The sequence below is a fragment of the Fructilactobacillus florum 8D genome (genome assembly GCF_000512295.1).
In the GTDB taxonomy this organism is placed as follows: domain Bacteria; phylum Bacillota; class Bacilli; order Lactobacillales; family Lactobacillaceae; genus Fructilactobacillus; species Fructilactobacillus florum.
On sequence record NZ_ALXG01000038.1, the window covers coordinates 58,725 to 77,048 of the forward strand.

At 42.9% G+C, this 18,324-nt stretch carries 25 protein-coding genes, 1 tRNA gene and 1 other annotated feature; of the genes, 25 read left to right on the top strand and 1 reads right to left on the bottom strand.

The genetic code is table 11. The features are described from left to right. Nucleotides 1-63: 63 nt before the first annotated feature. Genes rpmG through B808_RS04710 form a run of 6 tightly spaced genes read left to right on the top strand, consistent with a single transcriptional unit; the run spans nt 64 to nt 3,131 of the window. The gene (gene rpmG / locus B808_RS06490; RefSeq protein ID WP_081579356.1) at nt 64-213 is read left to right on the top strand and encodes a 50S ribosomal protein L33; all 150 of its coding nucleotides are present in this window, start codon (nt 64-66) and stop codon (nt 211-213) included. Between the two features lie 46 nt (nt 214-259). After that, nucleotides 260-799, top strand: a complete 540-nt coding sequence (locus tag B808_RS04690) for a 5-formyltetrahydrofolate cyclo-ligase (RefSeq protein ID WP_035422221.1) — start codon at nt 260-262, stop codon at nt 797-799. A 5-nt stretch (nt 800-804) separates the two neighbouring features. Further along, a complete protein-coding gene (locus tag B808_RS04695; RefSeq protein WP_035422222.1) occupies nt 805-1,473 on the top strand; it encodes a rhomboid family intramembrane serine protease in 669 nt (222 codons plus the stop codon). 38 nt (nt 1,474-1,511) lie between these two features. After that, nucleotides 1,512-1,718 (top strand): YqgQ family protein, encoded by a 207-nt coding sequence (locus B808_RS04700; RefSeq protein ID WP_009166778.1) that lies wholly within the window; start codon nt 1,512-1,514, stop codon nt 1,716-1,718. Between the two features lie 16 nt (nt 1,719-1,734). After that, nucleotides 1,735-2,697, top strand: coding sequence for an ROK family glucokinase (locus tag B808_RS04705; RefSeq protein WP_009166779.1), 963 nt, complete (start codon nt 1,735-1,737; stop codon nt 2,695-2,697). Nucleotides 2,698-2,717: 20 nt separating this feature from the next. Next, nucleotides 2,718-3,131, top strand: a complete 414-nt coding sequence (locus B808_RS04710; protein ID WP_009166780.1) for a rhodanese-like domain-containing protein — start codon at nt 2,718-2,720, stop codon at nt 3,129-3,131. 36 nt (nt 3,132-3,167) lie between these two features. Here the strand turns inward: B808_RS04710 and B808_RS06495 are convergent, their stop codons facing one another. Next, a complete protein-coding gene (locus B808_RS06495) occupies nt 3,168-3,344 on the bottom strand; it encodes a DUF3042 family protein (RefSeq protein ID WP_009166781.1) in 177 nt (58 codons plus the stop codon). Between the two features lie 88 nt (nt 3,345-3,432). On the opposite strand from B808_RS06495, the gene miaA reads away from it, so the two are divergent. The 19 genes from miaA to priA all read left to right on the top strand — a co-directional run bounded on the left by miaA (nt 3,433) and on the right by priA (nt 18,323). Continuing rightward, nucleotides 3,433-4,350, top strand: a complete 918-nt coding sequence (gene miaA, locus B808_RS04715; protein ID WP_035422227.1) for a tRNA (adenosine(37)-N6)-dimethylallyltransferase MiaA — start codon at nt 3,433-3,435, stop codon at nt 4,348-4,350. A 1-nt stretch (nt 4,351) separates the two neighbouring features. After that, entirely contained in the window at nt 4,352-4,873 is a 522-nt protein-coding gene (locus B808_RS06385) for a hypothetical protein (protein WP_051393811.1), read from the top strand. Between the two features lie 65 nt (nt 4,874-4,938). Next, a tRNA-Arg gene (locus B808_RS04725) sits at nt 4,939-5,012 on the top strand. A gap of 94 nt (nt 5,013-5,106) precedes the next feature. Further along, nucleotides 5,107-5,179: a sequence feature (ribosomal protein L21 leader region), on the top strand. A gap of 22 nt (nt 5,180-5,201) precedes the next feature. Continuing rightward, nucleotides 5,202-5,510, top strand: coding sequence for a 50S ribosomal protein L21 (gene rplU, locus B808_RS04730; protein WP_009166784.1), 309 nt, complete (start codon nt 5,202-5,204; stop codon nt 5,508-5,510). Nucleotides 5,511-5,515: 5 nt separating this feature from the next. Next, entirely contained in the window at nt 5,516-5,839 is a 324-nt protein-coding gene (locus tag B808_RS04735) for a ribosomal-processing cysteine protease Prp (RefSeq protein ID WP_009166785.1), read from the top strand. Nucleotides 5,840-5,858: 19 nt separating this feature from the next. Beyond that, complete coding sequence (gene rpmA, locus B808_RS04740) at nt 5,859-6,155, top strand: 50S ribosomal protein L27 (protein WP_009166786.1); 297 nt, start codon at nt 5,859-5,861, stop codon at nt 6,153-6,155. Nucleotides 6,156-6,266: 111 nt separating this feature from the next. Further along, complete coding sequence (efp, locus tag B808_RS04745) at nt 6,267-6,833, top strand: elongation factor P (protein ID WP_009166787.1); 567 nt, start codon at nt 6,267-6,269, stop codon at nt 6,831-6,833. Between the two features lie 36 nt (nt 6,834-6,869). Continuing rightward, entirely contained in the window at nt 6,870-7,307 is a 438-nt protein-coding gene (locus B808_RS04750; protein ID WP_009166788.1) for an Asp23/Gls24 family envelope stress response protein, read from the top strand. After that, on the top strand, nt 7,297-7,698 hold the full coding sequence (nusB, locus tag B808_RS04755) for a transcription antitermination factor NusB (protein ID WP_009166789.1): 402 nt from the start codon (nt 7,297-7,299) through the stop codon (nt 7,696-7,698). Before B808_RS04750 ends, nusB begins: the two co-directional genes overlap by 11 nt. 90 nt (nt 7,699-7,788) lie before the next feature. Beyond that, nucleotides 7,789-8,640 (top strand): bifunctional methylenetetrahydrofolate dehydrogenase/methenyltetrahydrofolate cyclohydrolase, encoded by an 852-nt coding sequence (locus B808_RS04760; protein WP_009166790.1) that lies wholly within the window; start codon nt 7,789-7,791, stop codon nt 8,638-8,640. A 1-nt stretch (nt 8,641) separates the two neighbouring features. Then, on the top strand, nt 8,642-9,988 hold the full coding sequence (xseA, locus tag B808_RS04765; protein WP_009166791.1) for an exodeoxyribonuclease VII large subunit: 1,347 nt from the start codon (nt 8,642-8,644) through the stop codon (nt 9,986-9,988). A gap of 1 nt (nt 9,989) precedes the next feature. Continuing rightward, complete coding sequence (locus B808_RS04770) at nt 9,990-10,283, top strand: exodeoxyribonuclease VII small subunit (protein ID WP_009166792.1); 294 nt, start codon at nt 9,990-9,992, stop codon at nt 10,281-10,283. Continuing rightward, a complete protein-coding gene (locus B808_RS04775) occupies nt 10,283-11,140 on the top strand; it encodes a polyprenyl synthetase family protein (RefSeq protein WP_035422229.1) in 858 nt (285 codons plus the stop codon). The genes B808_RS04770 and B808_RS04775 overlap by 1 nt, the downstream gene beginning before the upstream one ends. 10 nt (nt 11,141-11,150) lie before the next feature. Continuing rightward, the gene (locus B808_RS04780) at nt 11,151-11,984 is read left to right on the top strand and encodes a TlyA family RNA methyltransferase (protein WP_035422232.1); all 834 of its coding nucleotides are present in this window, start codon (nt 11,151-11,153) and stop codon (nt 11,982-11,984) included. Nucleotides 11,985-11,996: 12 nt separating this feature from the next. Beyond that, the gene (gene recN, locus B808_RS04785) at nt 11,997-13,697 is read left to right on the top strand and encodes a DNA repair protein RecN (RefSeq protein ID WP_009166795.1); all 1,701 of its coding nucleotides are present in this window, start codon (nt 11,997-11,999) and stop codon (nt 13,695-13,697) included. A gap of 69 nt (nt 13,698-13,766) precedes the next feature. Beyond that, nucleotides 13,767-14,384 carry a guanylate kinase gene (gmk, locus tag B808_RS04790; RefSeq protein WP_009166796.1) on the top strand — a complete coding sequence of 206 codons (618 nt, stop codon included), beginning with the start codon at nt 13,767-13,769 and terminating at the stop codon, nt 14,382-14,384. Further along, nucleotides 14,384-14,584 (top strand): DNA-directed RNA polymerase subunit omega, encoded by a 201-nt coding sequence (rpoZ, locus tag B808_RS04795; RefSeq protein WP_009166797.1) that lies wholly within the window; start codon nt 14,384-14,386, stop codon nt 14,582-14,584. Before gmk ends, rpoZ begins: the two co-directional genes overlap by 1 nt. Before the next feature lie 110 nt (nt 14,585-14,694). Then, nucleotides 14,695-15,903: a bifunctional phosphopantothenoylcysteine decarboxylase/phosphopantothenate--cysteine ligase CoaBC gene (coaBC, locus tag B808_RS04800; protein WP_035422234.1), complete on the top strand. Its 1,209-nt coding sequence runs from the start codon at nt 14,695-14,697 to the stop codon at nt 15,901-15,903. 14 nt (nt 15,904-15,917) lie between these two features. After that, nucleotides 15,918-18,323, top strand: a complete 2,406-nt coding sequence (priA, locus tag B808_RS04805; protein ID WP_035422284.1) for a primosomal protein N' — start codon at nt 15,918-15,920, stop codon at nt 18,321-18,323. The last annotated feature ends 1 nt before the right edge of the window (nt 18,324 follow it).

Sequence of the window (18,324 nt, forward strand, 5' to 3'; positions counted from 1 at the left end):
CGTGCTATACTAAAACGTGTTATTATTAACTGAAATTTTTAAAAGGATTTGGAGGTAATTAACATGCGGATTCACATCACAATGGAGTGTACTGAATGCCACGAACGCAATTACTTAACTTCTAAAAATCGTCGTAACAATCCCGATCGTTTAGAATTAGAAAAATATTGTCCTCGTGAGCGAAAAGTAACATTGCATCGAGAAACAAAATAAGCTTTCGGCTCTTAGACCGAGAGCTTTTTTGTTAGAAGGAAAGCTTATGAAAACAGTAATTCGCACCCAGGTACTAGCTCAATTGCATGAGAATCCGTTTTCAGCACAGGGGCAACGGAACTTGCTGCAAAAGGTATTGGATTCACCACAATGGCAACGGGCACAAACAATTGGAATAACACTTAGTTTTGGGGTTGAAATCCCGACTCAGTCACTAATTACAGCTGGCCAAGGATCGGGGAAACGGATGGTGATTCCTAAGACTGGACCTCAGCGGCAAATGGAGTTTGTGGTCTTATCATCGCAAACAGGATGGCAGCGAACAAAATTTGGAGTTTTAGAACCAGTTGGTGGAACCGTGATTTCTAAGTCACAAATTGATTTGATGGTGGTTCCAGGACTTGCTTTTTGTTTGGCAACGGGGCAGCGAATTGGTTATGGTGGCGGTTATTTTGATAGGTACTTGCGGGATTATCGGCAAAACACCATCGCCTTGGCCCGTCCCTTTCAGGTCTTTCCAACGCAAGAATGGCGTTCCAATCGATTTGACATCCCGGTGCACCAAATTTTCACCAGTGAGGAGTGACGACGATGCATGATTTGTTTTCGGACTGGCGGCAACAGCCATACATAAATATTACTTTGATCTTAATCATGTTTGTTATGTTTGGCCTGCTCACACTTAGCGGTGGTTCTGACAGTGCTGCGGTTTTATTACGATATGGTGCTCAGTCAAACCCACTGATTCAAGCTGGACAGTGGTGGCGGTTGGTAACCCCCATTTTTTTGCACATTGGACTTCAACATCTCTTACTTAATTGTTTGACTTTGTTCTATGTTGGCAATCTACTTGAAAAAACGGTGGGTCATTTTCGCTATCTTGTGTTGTTTTTAGGAAGTGGAATTGGTGGTAATTTGTTTAGTTTTGCTGCTGGAAATGTGATTTCAGCAGGAAGCAGTACCGCTATTTTTGGGTTACTTGGTGTATTTTTAATGCTTTCACTAGTAGTGCGAGGCAACCTTTTGATTACTGAAACCGGAATTACGTTTGCCGTATTTGTTGGGCTTAATCTACTGACCGATTTCTTTGTTCCGCAAATTGACATTTGGGGGCATCTTGGTGGTTTATTGACAGGATTTTGTTTAGCATTTGTCGTGGGGGTTCCCTCCCTAGTTAAACTAGCTAAAAAAACTAGATTTTTTTATGCAAACGTTTTATTTATTGGTATAATAGTCTTGTGCTACATTGGAATGGCTTGAAATAAAAGGGTATGTCCAAGATTTGGGATGTAATTTTTATGAAAACGTTGTATGATGTGCAACAACTTTTAAAAAAATTTGGAATTTATGTTTATGTAGGAAAACGAATTTGGGACATTGAAGTGATGGCATTGGAACTTGATCATCTGCACGAAGCGCGGGTGATTACCGATCAAGACTTTATGCAAGCTAAACTAGTTTTAAACCATGAACATCGAATTGAGGTCCAAAAAACTAACGAATAAACTGGAGGCTTTTAACATGTCCAAGAAACTAATCGGAATCGATCTAGGCGGGACCACGACTAAGATGGCGTTTCTCGATGAGAATGGCGAAGTTTTAGATAAATGGCGGATTTTAACGGACATTAGTGACGAAGGAAGTCATATTATGCCGAATGTAATTGCTTCGATTCGAAAGCATATCGAAGACGCTGGTCGAACACCAGATGACTTCATCGGCATTGGTATGGGAACTCCTGGAGCAGTTGATCGGAATAACGGCTCGGTTTCTGAGGCGTTCAACCTTAATTGGCGGACATCCCAACCAATTCGCCAAGAAATTCAAGATGAATTAGGTTTGCCGTTTGCAGTTGATAATGATGCTAATGTGGCTGCATTAGGTGAATATTGGAAGGGTGCCGGTAGTGCCGAAGAAGATGTGGTCTTTGTGACCCTAGGAACTGGTGTCGGGGGCGGCGTCATTGCCAACGGTAAACTGTTGCACGGTGTTAATGGTGGAGCTGGAGAAGTTGGACATATTGCAGTTCAACCTGATGGATATCAATGTACTTGTGGCAAACGAGGTTGTTTGGAAACGTATGCCTCGGCAACGGGCGTGGTTCGGCTAGCTGCTGATATGGCACAGTCCTTTCATGGAACGTCACGATTAGCTGAGTTGGAGCAGACCGATGAAAAGATTACTTCTAAACTAGTCTTTTATTTAGCCGATAATGGTGATATTTTAGCTAATCAGGTTGTCGATCGGGTTTGTTTTTACCTTGGTCTAGCACTTTCTTCAATCGGAAATACTTTGAATCCAGCTAGTATCATTATTGGTGGGGGAGTTTCTAGTGCTGGGAACACCTTATTACAACCGACTACTAAATACTTTCAAGACAATGCTTTCCCATCAATTAGAAATTCAACTAAGTTACGGTTAGCTGAATTAGGGAATGATGCTGGGGTAATTGGAGCCGCTTCCATGGCACTTCAATTCCGTTAAAAATAAATGGAGTGATTAATTTGATTATTGCAGCCGGTTTCTTATCATCATTGACCACCACCTTAGTAGTTATTGTGATTATTATGGCAGGCTGGTCTGGGTATCGTTATTTACAAAAGTTTTTGTTACAGCGGTATGTTAACTTTTTGTCGGAAGCAGACTTTCAAAAGGGAATTCGTACGGCCCAAGTAATTGATTTGCGAGAATCCAAGAGCTTTGCGGCAGGTCATATCCTTGGTGCACGAAACATTCCTTATGCTAGTTTTCGGACAGTCTATCACGAATTGCGTCCAGACTTACCTGTTTTTTTGTATGATCAAACAAAGACATTGAGCATCCGGGCTGCCAAGTTATTGCATAAGCAGGGTTACCAACAGATTAGTATTTTGAACGAAGGCTATCAACGGTGGGATGGCAAGATTAAAAAAGATTAATAAAAAAGAACTCTTCAGAGTTCTTTTTTATTAATCTTAACCTAAGTGAGAAGAACCGGCTTTTCGCTGAACTTTTTTTCGATTTTCTTCTTCTTTTTGGGATTGTTCTTCAATTGGTTTGACAACTCGTTTTTTAAAAGAAAATAATGCTCCAGCTGTTAAACCAACTACAGTTGCTACACCGGCAGCAAAACCTTTACCAAATTTATTCATGATAATTCCCCCTTCTGGATTCATCATCTATTATGCAATAGTTTTAAGCAGATATCCAGTTCAAAATTTCAGGCAGGAGTGATGTTTAATGACAATTAAAGTCCTAGCCATAGTAGGACCAACTGCAGTCGGAAAAAGCGATCTCGCAGTTCATTTAGCACAAAAATATCAGGGCGAAATTATTTCGGGAGATTCGATGCAGGTCTATCGCCATCTTGATGTAGGAACTGCTAAAATCCCCCCTTCGAAACGGCAGGGAGTCCCTCATCATCTTATTGATATCATTAACGTTGATCAGCAATATTCCGTTACACAATTTGTAACGGCAGCGCGTCGACTCATTACCGAGATCCATGAACGTCACCGGTTACCAATTATCGCTGGCGGGACAGGCTATTATTTGCAAGCCCTTTTGGATGGGTTAGCATTTGGTGGCGAGCAGAGCACTGATCGCCGTGTCCAGCAACAGCTGTTAGAACGGAGTCAAACCCAAGGACTACAGTCGCTATGGGATGAACTTTATCAAATTGATCCGCTGACAGCGCAAAAAATCGCACCAACCAACCAACGTCGGCTTTTTCGTGCTTTAGAAATTTGGAATACCACCCACAAACGTCCGAGTGAACAGGTAAATCATGGATCTGCTTACGATGCAGGTTTAGTTGGGCTAACTGGTGATCGGTCGAAATTGTATCAACGAATTAATCAGCGAGTTGAGGTGATGATGCAGCAGGGACTCTTAGCAGAAAATCAGTGGCTTCAGGAACAAGGGGGCAGTAGCCTACCTGCTAGTCACGGAATTGGGTATCATGAATTTGAAGCATATTTTAAGCGGCAACAATCTTTACCAGCAACGGTAGAGCAGATTAAAAAAGATACGAGGCACTATGCTAAACGTCAACTGACTTGGTACCGTAATAAAATGAATGTTCACTGGTTTCAACTTTATGAAAAACCGGAACAATTAGCAAAAATTGAATCTTTGATTACAGATTGGAGTTTTTGACGTGGAGTTTGAAAAATTACAGACCGCTATTATCAATTACTATCGCACGGTTGATACAAAACAACAACGAGCTTGGGGCACGGGACAACATCTTGCAGCGGCACTTTTTGATTTAGATCTTAACTTGGCCGATTTTGCCAAGACGAAGCGTCTAGGGGGTGGTAGCGCAAATTCTGGACGCACTGCCAAGCAGGCGTACCTGGAAGCACTGAAAACTTTTGTGTTGTTAGCAACGTTGTTGCACTGGAACCAACAAATACAGCTGTCGTCAACCGGGCTTGCTAAGATCCAGCAACTTCCAGTTGATGATAATCCCAAACAGATTACTTTATATTTAGCAATCAAAAATATGTTGTTAAAAGCCTACTATCAGCACGATCAAGATTGCTTTCAGCATGCTTGGCAATTGTTTTTGAAATGGGGCTTAGTTGATGATGGGTATCAACCAGAGGCCTTGGTTGCTGAATTATTAGCACAGGTAACTGAAAAAACGGCACAGATGGTAAATCATGAAGGGGAATAACCTCACATAAATTATTGACTTCTAGCGTAGAAATTAATATAATCAAGCTTGTTAATTTTTAATTTGTCGCAGTAGCCCAGTTGGATAGAGCAACGGTCTTCTAAACCGTGGGTCGAGCGTTCGAATCGCTCCTGCGACATCGTCAAAATAAAAAGAACTTGTTACCAAGTTCTTTTTATTTTGACGATGTGTCAGTTGTTTGTTATACTATGAGACGTTGTACTTGTGGACTTCCACAGCTACAACCGCTCAGGATGAGTTTTAAGTTCCAAGTGACACTTATTTCTGGCGAGTCTAAGCAGATTTTATTCCAAGGAGGTGCATTTGTATGTACGCAATTATTGTTACAGGTGGTAAACAGTATAAAGTTGCCGAAGGCGATTCGATTTTTGTTGAAAAATTAGAGGCACAAGCTGGTGATCAGGTTGTGTTTGATCAAGTCGTATTTGTTGGTGGTGATCATGCTCAAGTAGGAACTCCAGTTGTTTCCGGAGCTACGGTTGAGGCTACGGTTGAAAAACAGGGCAAAGACAAAAAGATTACGATTTTCCGCTACAAACCTAAAAAGGGAGCTCAGTCCAAAAAAGGACATCGGCAACCATATACTAAACTTAAGATTGAAAAGATTAACGCCTAACCGGCATGATTAAAGCCCAGATTAAAAAAACCAAGTACGGTTTGAGTGGCTTTGTGATTACTGGTCATGCTGATGCCGCTGCTTACGGGCAAGATATTGTTTGTGCAGCCGTTTCAGCGCTGACGATTACTACGGCTAACAGTTTGAGTCAAATTGCTGGATTGCATCCACAAATTGACCAAAATGAAACCCAAGGTGGTTATCTGGCCGTTCAATTATCAGCGGTTGAACAAAAGAATCAGCGAGGTCAGATTCTATTACAGAATTTACAACTTGGTTTAGCTGAAATTGCTAATGAATATCAAGACTATGTTACATTACAATCATAAATATGGAGGTGTATTCCTAATGTTAAAAATGGATCTACAATTCTTCTCTCACCATAAAACTGGTGGTTCCTCATCCAACGGACGTGATTCTGCTGGTCGGCGACTAGGAACTAAGGCAGCTGACGGATCTGCGGTAACGACTGGTTCGATTATTTATCGGCAACGCGGGACGCATATTTACCCCGGTAAAAATGTAAAACGCGGTTCAGATGATACTTTATTCGCATTAGTGGACGGCATTGTTCGTTTCGAACGTATGGGTAGAGACAAACGGCAGGTTTCTGTTTATCCAGAAGCTGAAACTGCTACTAAGTAAATAAGTTTAAATTGGACCTGCTGGCTAGTAGGTCCTTTTTACTTGTCAGTGGCAGGCTTGCCTTTTTACCGGGTAACTTGCTATGATATAGATAATTTAGGAGGCTTGACGATGGCTACGATTTCAACTGCAAAATTTAAGACAGGACTTACCATTGGTTTTGAAAATGCGATTTGGAAAATTATTGATTTTCAACATGTAAAACCCGGCAAGGGGGGCGCCTTTGTTAGAACTAAGCTTAAGAACTTGCGAACCGGTGCCGTTCAAGAAAAAACCTTCCGTTCAGGTGCTAAAGTCGACAAAGCCGAAATTGATACAAGTACAATGCAGTATTTGTATGATGATGGAAATGGATTAGTATTTATGAACGTGGAGACTTACGATCAAATTACAATTCCACGTGAGGCAGCTGAGGGAGCAATGAAATACTTGCAACCCAACATGGAAGTTCAGATCATGCAATATGAGGGTGAAACTATTGGAATTGATGTTCCAAAGACCGTCACTCTGGAGGTTGCTGAAACGGAGCCTGGAATTAAGGGTGATACGGCTTCTGGTGGCTCGAAGCCAGCCACAATGACGACCGGTCTCACTTTGCAAGTACCATTTTTTGTTAACCAGGGTGACAAGTTAGTGATTAATTCAACTGATGGAACGTATATTTCTCGGGGCAAATAAGCAGATTCCTCAAGATTCAGATGGGAGGTTACAATCATGGCAGCAGATGAACAATTTATGAAGTTAACAACGAAAGAAAATGACCTCGGTCAGATCGAGGTAGCACCTCAGGTTATTGAAGTGATTGCTGGCATTGCGGCTAACCATGTTGAGGGAGTTAATCGGATGCAAGGGACCTTTTCTGCTAGTGTGAAGGGGATTTTTGGTCGAAAAGAACGTAGTCAAGGAATTACATTGCGGTTTGACGAAGACCAGAATTTAAATGTTGATGTTTTCGTTTACTTGGATTATGGCGTTTCGGTTCCAAAGATTGCATTAAAAATCCAAGATCAAGTTCGCCAACAGCTCTTGTTTATGACTGATTTGCAGGTGGCGACTGTCAACGTACATGTAGAAGGAATTGTTCCAGAGAAAACACCGAAAGTGGATCTGGATCAATTATTTACAATTGATGGTGGTGACCGTGAAAATTAATCGTCATCAGATTCGTGAGCGAGCTTTTCAAACCTTATTTGCTCAGGAGAGCAACCCGGAACTTGATGCACAGGAGTTTTATCAACAGTTGGCAGCTGATGATAACCAAGCGATCGTGCCCCCGTATTTTCAGGAATTAGTTAAGGGGGTCCATGAACATCAGCCAGAGTTACGTCAGCAATTGCAGGAATATCTAGCTAGTGGCTGGCAGTTAGATCGGATTAGTCGTCCAGCTCTTGTCATCTTAGAGCTGGCTTTGTTTGAAATTAAATTTGTAACTGATTTACCCCCTAAGGTGGCCATTAATGAGGCGCTTGAGCTTGCCAAAAAATATAGTGATGAGCAAACGGTAAACTTTGTTAATGCCGTCTTGGATCGTAGCATTAAATAGAACCTTTCTAAGGTTCTTTTTTTGTTCTCCTATCCGCGTAATTTGATAGTATGCTAAACTAAAAATATTAGAAAAGGAGGGTGGAATTGAATGGTGGAAAGGATAGATGGACGGGTAGTAGCCCAATTGATTAATCAAGCAACCAAGCAACGGGTGGAACACCTAGCACAACAAGGACGGACCCCTGGATTAGCTGTTTTGATCGTTGGTGAAAATCCTGCCAGTGAACGATACGTTCGTATGAAAGAACGTCAGGCGCAACGGCTGGGAATCCATTCGGAATTATATCGGTTTTCTGCGACCACAACTGAAGCTGCAATAATTAAGCAAATTAACCAATTAAATGAAAATCAGAAGATTAATGCTATTTTGGTGCAGGCACCGCTGCCAGGTGAGTTGCGATTTGACCGAATAATTGCGACCATTGCTCCTCGTAAGGATGTTGATGGTTTTCATCCAGTTAACGTTGGAAAGTTATTTTTAAATCTACCGGGAAACTATCCAGTCGCTTGTACCCCCTTAGGGATTATGACCTTGCTAAATCATTACCGAATTCCATTGGCGGGAAAACAAGTGGTGGTGATTGGTCGAAGTGCAATCGTTGGCAAACCATTGCTAGCGCTTTTACTGAATGCCAATGCGAGCGTTTCAATTCTTCACCAACAAACGATTAACCTACGCACTTACACTAAGAATGCTGATGTCGTAATTGTAGCCACCGGTCACTCAGGCACCGTAACAACTGCAGACTTTAAGCAGGGAGCTTGTGTCGTTGATGTGGGTCAAAACTTAGATCAAGATCAGCATTTGATTGGTGATGTTGCTTATGATGATGAACTGTCACAAGTGGGATTTTTAACGCCGGTTCCCGGTGGCGTTGGACCCATGACGATTGCAATGTTGATGCAACAGACCGTCGCAATGTGTGAGTGGGAGGAATAGGATGGCACACGAGTATCTAACGGTGAGTGCTTTAAATCAATACATTAAACAAAAGTTTGAACAGGATCCATATCTCCATCGGGTTTACCTAATTGGAGAAATCTCTAATTGGCGAAAACGCCCTGGGCATCAATACTTTAGTTTGAAAGATAGTCAGGCAGTCATTAGTGCGGTCATGTGGAAAGGCGCTTTTAGCAAAATAAAATTTCAACCCGAAGAAGGCATGAAGGTTTTAGTCACTGGACGAGTATCGACCTTTGAACGAAGTGGTCAGTACCAAATTTATCTAGACTCCATGGAACCAGATGGGGTTGGAAATCTTTATGCAGCCTATGTACAATTAAAGCGCAAGTTAGAGCAAGCGGGATTATTTGCACAATCTCATAAGCAACCATTACCAGCTTATCCAAAACGCATTGCGGTGGTTACCTCAGAAAGTGGGGCCGTGATTCGTGATATTATCGATGCCGTTCGCAAGCGTGATCCGTTGATTCAAGTGGTGTTATTTCCAGCAGCTGTGCAAGGAGATCAGGCCGCAGCAACTATCGCTAAACAAATTGAACGGGTGAATCAAGCTGGTACTTTTGATACGTTGATTATTGGTCGGGGTGGGGGCTCGATCGAAGATTTATGGCCTTTCAATGAGGAAGTGGTAGCCCAAGCAATTTTTGCAAGCCGGGTTCCAGTGATTTCTTCTGTTGGGCACCAAACGGATAATACAATTGCTGATTTAGTTGCGGATGTGCGCGCTTCAACCCCAACTCAGGCAGGAGTATTGGCTTCACCAGTCTTGTTGGATGTGTTAGCCCAAATTAGAACCAAGCGACAACAGCTTGATAATTTGATTAATAGTGTAGTGCAACTCCACCAGCAACGGTTGGAACAAGTTAAAAAATCTTATGTGCTACAGCATCCCGAGCGGTTGTATGAAGGGTATGTTCAGCAACGGGATTTGTTGTTGGAAAAGCTATCACAAAGTTTTCAAACTGATTTTTCCAAACGAGTGGATTCGTTAAATCAGTTAGTAAATAACCTAAGGTCGGTTTCCCCCGAACCGGCGTGTCAGATGCAAGCCGAGCACCTAGATAATTTACAGCAGAATCTCACTCAAGGAATTATTCGACAGGTAGAACGCTCTGAGGTGAGATTAAATAACCAGCAACGAGCACTGCATCACCTGAGTCCGCTTAAAGTGATGCAACGTGGCTATAGTCTGGTTCGTGATCAACAACAACGATTGGTTAAATCAGTGAAGCAGTTAGAGCCCGGAGCTCCTTTGCAAATTAACTTTAGTGATGGAACTGTTTCGGCAGTTGTAAAGGAAATTAATTCAAAAAAGGTGGATTAGTATGGTAGCAGAAGAAGCTTCATTTGAAGCAAACATGCAAAATTTGGAAAAGATCGTTGAAGAATTGCAAACTGGTGATATTCCGCTGGAAAAAGCATTGACGGAATATCAAAAGGGCGTTGAGTTAAGTAATAAACTTGAAAAAACCCTAACCAATGCGAAACAAACTTTGGCAAAAATGGAAACAAGTTCTGGTGAAGAAGTTCCCTTTAAGCGTGATCGGGGATATGACCAGGCAGCCGATAATAGCAACGGTCACGATGACCAGACCGATGATGAGGCGGATCCGTTCTAATGACAACTTCAGGAACAAATCTACACCAGTTTGAACAAACATATCGGCCAAAAATTGAACAGGCTTTGCAAGCCGAACTAACTAATAACGCTGCTAATCAACGGCTGGAAGCTGCGATGCGCTATTCTGTTTTTGCCGGCGGGAAACGGCTACGTCCGCTATTAACGTTGGCAGTTATCGCAGCTTATCAGCATCCAATTACCGAGGAGGTCGTGCAGGCGGCAAGTGCCGTTGAATTATTACACACCTATTCGCTAATTCATGATGATCTGCCTGAAATGGACGATAGTGATATGCGACGTGGGCGACTTGCCAACCATAAGCAATTTGACCAAGCAACTGCCGTTTTGGCGGGCGACGGTCTTTTAACCCTGTCGTTTGGTTGGTTAGCATCACTATCATTGAAACCCAAGTTGGCCATTGCCTTGGTGCGTCAGCTAGCTCTTGCGGCTGGACCACTCGGGATGGTAGCGGGACAGGTAACCGATGTGACAGCAACTCAGCCACTAAATGCGGATGAACTGGCTCAACTGGATCGACAAAAAACGGGAGAGTTGTTTCATTATTGTGTGATAGCGGGTGCGCTCCTAGTTGGGGTTAGTAAAACTGAGCACCAGGCTCTAGCAATTTTCGCTGAGCAATTTGGTCTGGCTTTTCAGATTTATGATGATATTAAAGATAGTGAAAACGGTGACGAAGATGCCGGTAAAAATACTTACATGAATCGGTTGGGAAGTAGCCAAGCCGTTGCAAGCCTAAAACAAGCCATCACTGCTGGACAGACGGCCTTAGCATCGCTTAAGGATTGTCCTCACCCAGAATTACTGCAAGCATTCTTCTCATATTTTAAAATATAGGTAAAAATTAATGGCAAATGAAAAAGAACGAGTTGATCTGCTGGCCGTCCAGCAAGGGTTGTTTCCTAGCAGGGAACAAGCTAAACGGGCAATCATGGCCGGCGAGGTGTTGGGAAAAAATGAAGAACGCTTGGATAAGCCCGGCGTTAAGATTTCCAGAGATATTTCTTTACATTTGAAGGGAACGGCACTGCCCTATGTTAGTCGCGGTGGTCTGAAACTAGCTAAGGCTTTTCAGGTTTTTCCACTTTCGGTTAAGAATCAGGTGGTTTTGGATATCGGATCTTCAACGGGCGGCTTTACGGATGTCATGCTTCAACAAGGAGCGATTAAAAGCTATGCACTTGATGTTGGAACTAATCAGTTGGTCTGGAAACTGCGGACGGATCCTCGTGTGATTGTTATGGAGAACACTAATTTTCGCTATAGCAAGCGGGCTGATTTTACGGAAGGGGTACCTAGTTTTGCCTCAATCGATGTGTCCTTTATTTCACTAGAGTTAATTTTTCCACCCCTTAAGCAGATTTTGCAACCTCATGGTGAAGTGGTCGCCCTAGTTAAGCCACAGTTTGAGGCTGGGAAAAGTAAGGTTGGAAAACGCGGAATTGTAAAAGATCCGGCGACACATCAAGCCGTGTTGGAACATGTGATGGAACTGGCAGTGGCTGCTGGCTTTACAGTTTTGGATTTAGATTTCTCACCAGTTACAGGTGGTCATGGGAATATTGAATTTTTATTACATCTACAATCAAGTTCACAACCAGAAAATCGTAGCCAGCATACAATTAAAGCGGTGCAACAACGGGCTTATCAGACGCTTCGAACAGTTGGCTCATCTTTTTGAGGGGGTGATGATTTGTTACAGGAAATTTCAATTACTGATTTCGCAATTATCGAAAAATTACACGTTGATTTCAGCACTGGGATGACGGTTTTAACGGGGGAAACGGGAGCCGGAAAATCCATTATCATCGATGCGGTGGGACTCTTAGCCGGTGGTCGTGGATCACAACATTTTATTCGAACCGGAGCCAACAAAGCCATCCTACAGGGACTTTTTCAGGTTGATTCAGCGGGCTTAACTGCACAAAAACTTGATCAGTTTGGGATCAATCACGATGATGACAGTGTGATTTTACAGCGGGAATTATATCGAAATGGTCGCAATATTTGTCGTATTAATGGGATGCTGGTTAATACCAATACGTTAAAACAGGTTGGGGAAACTTTAGTTGATATTTATGGACAAAATGAACACCAAGCCTTGATGCACAGCGAACAGCACTTGCCTTTGTTAGATGAATATCTAGGCTCACAGCTGAAGCCACTGTTAACAAAGTACCAGCAACAATACCAGCAGTATCTTAAGTTACGACGCCAGCAGCAGCACAAGCAGGCGAATGAAAAAGAGTGGGCTCAGCGCTTAGACATGCTCAAATATCAAGCCCACGAAATTGAACAGGCAGATTTACATGAACACGAGGAAACCGAGTTACTAGCTGAACGAGAGCGGTTGACTAACTTTCAAACAATCAACGAGAATCTTAGCCAAGGGCTCGCTGATTTGGAAGGCGATGATAATTTTGCTCCGTTAGATATGATTGGAAATGCTGTTAGTGCCGTTAGTAACATTGAAACGCTGGATCCAGCTTTCAAAAAGATTTCTGAAAATATTCAGGGAGCCTATTATATGTTACAAGATGCGGAGAGCGAGCTTTCGAATCAGTTAGATTCTCTAGAATACGATCCGGAACGTCTAAATGTGGTTGAAGCCCGTCTAAACATTATTTTTGAATTGAAACATAAATATGGGGACTCCGTTCAACAGATTTTGGATTATCACACTAAAATAACTGGTGAGTTGGCTGATATGCAATCTAGTGCGAGTTCTGATCAAGATCTCGAGCAGTTGGTAGCAAAAAAACGCCAGGATTTAGTTAACCAAGCACAGCAATTGACTAAGTTGCGGGCCCAAGGAGCACGGCAATTAGAAGCAGCTGTGCACCATCAATTAAGGGATCTGTATATGGAAAAAACAGAATTCTCGGTGGTACAACACTCGCTTGCTCAAGGACAATTAAATGAGCGAGGTGCGGACCAAATTGAATTTTATTTACGGACTAATCCTGGTGAAGCAAAGTTACCTCTAAATAAGATTGCATCCGGGGGCGAGCTATCTCGTATCATGCTGGCTTTAAAAACCATTTTCTCTAAAATTCAGGGTGTGACTTCAATTATTTTTGATGAAGTTGATACGGGGGTTTCTGGGCGAGTTGCTCAAGCGATTGCGGATAAAATTCACCGCATTAGCCAGCAATCACAGGCTCTCTGTATCACCCATTTACCTCAAGTGGCAGCGATGGCGGATCATCAATATTACATTGCTAAGCACGTTGATCACCATAATCGCACAGAAACAACGATTCAGGGATTGACGGGTCAAGAGCGGGTGCAGGAGTTGGCTCGGATGTTGGCGGGAACAACGGTTACCAAGCTTACCCTCGAGCACGCCCAAGAATTACTAAATTTAGCTGATCAAGCCAAAAAAGCACTTTAATTTGAGTTGCAGCCGTTTTTAAAAAGCGGGATAATAAGCATTAATTAGCAAAAATAAAGGAGCAAGCTATTGGCAAAACGAGGGATGTTGATCGTACTTTCTGGTCCATCGGGCGTGGGAAAGGGAACCGTTCGTAAGGCTTTATTTGAAGATCCACAGGTTGATTTTAATTATTCAATCTCCATGACCACTAGAACGCCTCGTTCTGGAGAACAAAATGGAGTCGATTATTATTTTGTTAGTAAGCAAGCGTTTGAAGAGCACATTAAAAATGGGGAAATGTTAGAGTATGCGAAGTACGTTGACAATTACTATGGCACCCCATTAAAATATGTGAACCAGCAGTTAGATGCGGGGCATGATGTTTTCTTGGAAATTGAAGTCAATGGGGCTTTACAGGTCCGAGCAAACTGTCCTGACGGAGTCTATATCTTTTTAACTCCTCCAGATATTAAGGAATTGCGGAGTCGATTGCTGCACCGGGGAACCGATGACCTGACGGTTATTAATAAGCGGATTCAAACTGCTTCAAAGGAAATCCGAATGATGCAAAATTATGATTATGCGGTTGTTAATGATAAAATTAGTAATGCAGTTGCAGAAATTAAAAACATCGTTAAAAGTGAACGTTTAAAAGTTAATCGGGTTATGCCTGATTATTTAACTAGTTTAGGAGATGAGATTTAATGCTATATCCATCGATTGATGAATTATTAAAAATTGTTGATTCCCGTTACTCCCTGGTGATGTTGGCTAGTAAGCGAGCAGAAGAGTTAGATCAGGGAGCAGCTCCATTGCTGGCTCAGTACAAAAACAGTAAATCAGTCGGCAAAGCTTTAGAAGAAATTGCAGCAGGAGTACTCAAAATTGAGGCTAACTTGCGTTAACATTTAAGAAATTGATGGTCAGTACGCAGCTTTTGACTGTGTAATGGCCTTTTTTAATATTATGCAGATTGATACGTTATAATTAAGCAGGTTAAGAGGGGGAAATGTGAATGCACGGGAAAAAAATTGTGTTATACGTTACTGGCAGTGTCGCCAGTTACAAAGCAATTAGTTTACTACGCCGTTTGCAAGCAGCAGGAGCAACGGTGCGGGTAGTGCTGACCCCCTTTGCAGAACGCTTTGTTACCAAAGAACTATTTCAAGCAGTGGCGCCGGCCGCTGTCTATGACGATGATGACTACTTTCGGGCTACTTCAGGGATTGAACATGTTGAGTTAGCCCAATGGGCTGATTTAGCGGTAGTAGTACCTGCTTCTGCTGATTTTATCGCTAAAGCAGCGCATGGTATTGCTGATAATTTTGCACTGACGACGTGGTTAGCAACGACCGGATTAAAACTCATGGTACCAGCGATGAATGATGTGATGTGGCAGAATGCAGCGACCCAAGCCAATGTAGCAACATTGAAAAATCAGCAGGTTGATATGGTTGGCCCCGTAACAGGGATGTTGGCAGAGGGCTATGCCGCGCCAGGTCGCATGAGTGACCAAAAGGCAATCATGACTGTAATCGCAGCCAAACTTGTCGAAACGAAGCAACTAACCGATTGGAAAAAATTAAACTTAGTAGTTACAGCTGGAGCAACTCGGGAGCCCTTAGATCCAATTCGGTTTATTTCAAACCGATCCTCTGGAAAGATGGGATTTGCAGTAGCCGCTGCGGCACGTGAACGTGGGGCGCAGGTGACGCTGATTGCCGCGAATACGCAGTTAGCTGCCCCCGCAGGAGTTAAGGTGGTTCCTGTAACGACGACGGAGCAATTAGCTACAGCGGTGCAGCAACATTTTGCAACTGCTAATTTATTGGTGATGGCGGCAGCAGTTAGCGACTTTAAACCTCTGCAACCAGCCACAAAGAAAATCAAACGACGGCAGCATGATCAATTAGCAGTAACGCTAGTTCACACACCGGATATTTTAGAACAAGTAGCACGCAAAAAACGACCTGATCAATTGGTTTGCGGATTTGCAGCTGAAACCGACGATGTGATTGCTGCCGGTCGGCGTGAATTACAACAAAAACATTTAGATTTGATTGCTATAAATGACGTATCAAATCCAGAGATCGGTTTTGATAGTGATAAAAATCAGGTCACGATCCTGACAGCGGCTGGTCTAGAAGTAACGACCCCGATTGAGTCAAAATTGCAAGTAGCCCAAAAATTACTAGAAGTCGCCGTTAAATTATTTGACGATTAATCACAAGGAGGTTGCTGATGAAGGTTGCTGAGGTGATTGTAGATGTTCCAACCCTACAAACTAATACGCCATATTCATACTTGTTGCCAGCTGATTTGTGTGACCATGCAGCCCCAGGAATGCGGGTGGTAGTACCATTTGGAAAGGGAGACCGGCTGGTAGAGGGGTTTATTATCAAGGTTGAAGTGACCAGCACGGCTCAACCTGCTTTGAAAATGGTCAGTGGCTACTTAGACGAAGAACCGGTGTTGACGCCAGAATTATTAAAACTAGCTAACTGGATGGCAAAAACGACCTTTTCATTTCAAATTAGCTGCCTTTTAACGATGCTCCCCAATGTAATGAAAGCCAAATATCAGACCATTGCGACAGCTAATCAGGTGTTAACTGATGAAAAACTGCGGTCGAAATTACCACTGCAAGTTCCAGTCGAACTAACTAAAGTGGATTTTTCGCCAGCAGAACGGAGAAAAATTCAAAAATTACGACAACAAGGTGCACTTACGATTAAGTATCATGTTCATAACCAGGCCCGTGCCAAACTCATTACGGTTTTGGAAAACCAAATTACTGATTTTACAACAGTAGCATCGCAGTTGCGAGCTAACGCTACGGAACAGCAAAAGCTGTTAGCTTACTTGAAACAACATCAACAAACAAGGTTTGTGCAGCAAAACTTGGTACAAACAGCTGGATTATCTCGGAGTGCGGTGCAAAGCTTTGTTAAACGGGGCTGGTTAAAAAAAATGATGGTTGAGCAGCGTCGGGCTCCTGAACTTCAGCAATACGTCCGAGATGCGGCTAAAAAGTTGACGAGTGATCAGCAACGAGCAGTGACCGCAATTCAAGCAGCGATTACAGCTGAAGTAAGTCGTCCGTTTTTACTAGAAGGGGTAACTGGTTCTGGAAAAACAGAAGTATATTTGCAGACCATCCAACGAGCGCTGGAGTTAGGAAAACAGGCCTTGATGCTAGTTCCAGAGATTGCATTAACACCACAGATGGTGCGGCGCGTCAAACAGCGGTTTGGGACGCAGGTCGCAATTATTCATAGCGGATTAGCTAATGGTGAAAAGTACGATGAATGGCGAAGGATCCGTAATGGAGCAGCACAGGTAGTTGTGGGAGCCCGTTCCGCTGTTTTTGCCCCCTTACAACGACTAGGGATTATTATTTTAGATGAAGAACATGATGCTAGCTATAAACAAGAAGATAATCCTCGCTACCAAACTCGCTCGGTAGCTTTTTGGCGGGCACGGTATCATCATTGTCCCGTAGTTTTAGGTAGTGCAACCCCGTCGTTAGAATCACGAGCACGCGCTGAAAAGGGGCGCTACCAATTATTACGGTTGCCAACTAGAATTAATCAACAAAAATTACCACAGACTCAGGTTGTTGATATGACGAAACAAGCAGCAGCTCCAACTGAGTTGTTTTCAGAACCGTTGCTAACAGCCATTAAAGAAAAGCTTGCCAGCCACGAGCAAATTGTGTTGTTATTGAATCGACGGGGATTTTCGTCGTTCATGCTGTGTCGGGATTGTGGGTATGTTTTGCAATGTCCCAACTGCGATATTTCGCTAACCATGCACTTAGACACTAAAACCATGAAGTGTCATTACTGTGGATATGAAACTCAGATTCCTAAGACTTGTCCGAACTGCCATAGTCACCAGATTCGTTATTTTGGAACCGGGACTGAAAAAGCAGTTCAGCAGTTAGCAACACTTGTCCCTCAAGCACGAATAGCTCGGATGGATGTCGATACGACTAAAAAGAAGGGTTCCTTGGCGGAAATCCTACGAAAATTTGGTCAGCAGCAAACAGACATTTTATTAGGCACGCAGATGATTGCTAAGGGATTGGATTTTCCCAACGTGACGTTAGTGGGAGTTTTAAATGCTGATACAGGATTAGAGTTACCTGATTTTCGAGCGAGTGAGCGGACGTTTGAGTTGCTGACCCAGGTCGCTGGACGAGCTGGACGAGCCGAAAAACCGGGACAAGTTATTATTCAAACCTATAATCCAGATCACTATGCGATTCGGTATGCACAACAACATGACTATGAGAGTTTTTTTCGTCACGAAATGCGATTACGACATTTGTCTGGTTATCCGCCCTATTACTTCACAGTTAAATTGACAGTTAACGCACCTCAGGCTCGGGAAGCCGCTCAATTAGCATTTCAACTCCAAGAAGAATTGCAAGCACAGCTTGCTAAAACCACTATCTTACTAGGACCGACCCCTCGTCCAATTGCTCGAATTAACAAGCGGTATTACTATCAGTTAATTATTAAATACAAACAGGATCCCAAGTTGCATGCTAGTTTGGAACACATCCAGCAACATGCGCAACAAATTAGTCGTACTGGTGTTCAGATTGCAATTGATCCGGATCCAATTAGTTTTATGTAGG

Excerpts from the sequence above, each read along its gene's own strand:
- rpmG (WP_081579356.1), top strand. The coding sequence starts at position 64 with ATGCGGATTCACATCACAATGGAGTGTACTGAATGCCACGAACGCAAT.
- B808_RS04690 (WP_035422221.1), top strand. The coding sequence starts at position 260 with ATGAAAACAGTAATTCGCACCCAGGTACTAGCTCAATTGCATGAGAAT.
- B808_RS04695 (WP_035422222.1), top strand. The coding sequence starts at position 805 with ATGCATGATTTGTTTTCGGACTGGCGGCAACAGCCATACATAAATATT.
- B808_RS04700 (WP_009166778.1), top strand. The coding sequence starts at position 1,512 with ATGAAAACGTTGTATGATGTGCAACAACTTTTAAAAAAATTTGGAATT.
- B808_RS04705 (WP_009166779.1), top strand. The coding sequence starts at position 1,735 with ATGTCCAAGAAACTAATCGGAATCGATCTAGGCGGGACCACGACTAAG.
- B808_RS06495 (WP_009166781.1), bottom strand. The coding sequence starts at position 3,344 with ATGAATAAATTTGGTAAAGGTTTTGCTGCCGGTGTAGCAACTGTAGTT.
- miaA (WP_035422227.1), top strand. The coding sequence starts at position 3,433 with ATGACAATTAAAGTCCTAGCCATAGTAGGACCAACTGCAGTCGGAAAA.
- rplU (WP_009166784.1), top strand. The coding sequence starts at position 5,202 with ATGTACGCAATTATTGTTACAGGTGGTAAACAGTATAAAGTTGCCGAA.
- B808_RS04735 (WP_009166785.1), top strand. The coding sequence starts at position 5,516 with ATGATTAAAGCCCAGATTAAAAAAACCAAGTACGGTTTGAGTGGCTTT.
- rpmA (WP_009166786.1), top strand. The coding sequence starts at position 5,859 with ATGTTAAAAATGGATCTACAATTCTTCTCTCACCATAAAACTGGTGGT.
- efp (WP_009166787.1), top strand. The coding sequence starts at position 6,267 with ATGGCTACGATTTCAACTGCAAAATTTAAGACAGGACTTACCATTGGT.
- B808_RS04750 (WP_009166788.1), top strand. The coding sequence starts at position 6,870 with ATGGCAGCAGATGAACAATTTATGAAGTTAACAACGAAAGAAAATGAC.
- B808_RS04760 (WP_009166790.1), top strand. The coding sequence starts at position 7,789 with ATGGTGGAAAGGATAGATGGACGGGTAGTAGCCCAATTGATTAATCAA.
- xseA (WP_009166791.1), top strand. The coding sequence starts at position 8,642 with ATGGCACACGAGTATCTAACGGTGAGTGCTTTAAATCAATACATTAAA.
- B808_RS04770 (WP_009166792.1), top strand. The coding sequence starts at position 9,990 with ATGGTAGCAGAAGAAGCTTCATTTGAAGCAAACATGCAAAATTTGGAA.
- B808_RS04775 (WP_035422229.1), top strand. The coding sequence starts at position 10,283 with ATGACAACTTCAGGAACAAATCTACACCAGTTTGAACAAACATATCGG.
- B808_RS04780 (WP_035422232.1), top strand. The coding sequence starts at position 11,151 with ATGGCAAATGAAAAAGAACGAGTTGATCTGCTGGCCGTCCAGCAAGGG.
- rpoZ (WP_009166797.1), top strand. The coding sequence starts at position 14,384 with ATGCTATATCCATCGATTGATGAATTATTAAAAATTGTTGATTCCCGT.
- coaBC (WP_035422234.1), top strand. The coding sequence starts at position 14,695 with ATGCACGGGAAAAAAATTGTGTTATACGTTACTGGCAGTGTCGCCAGT.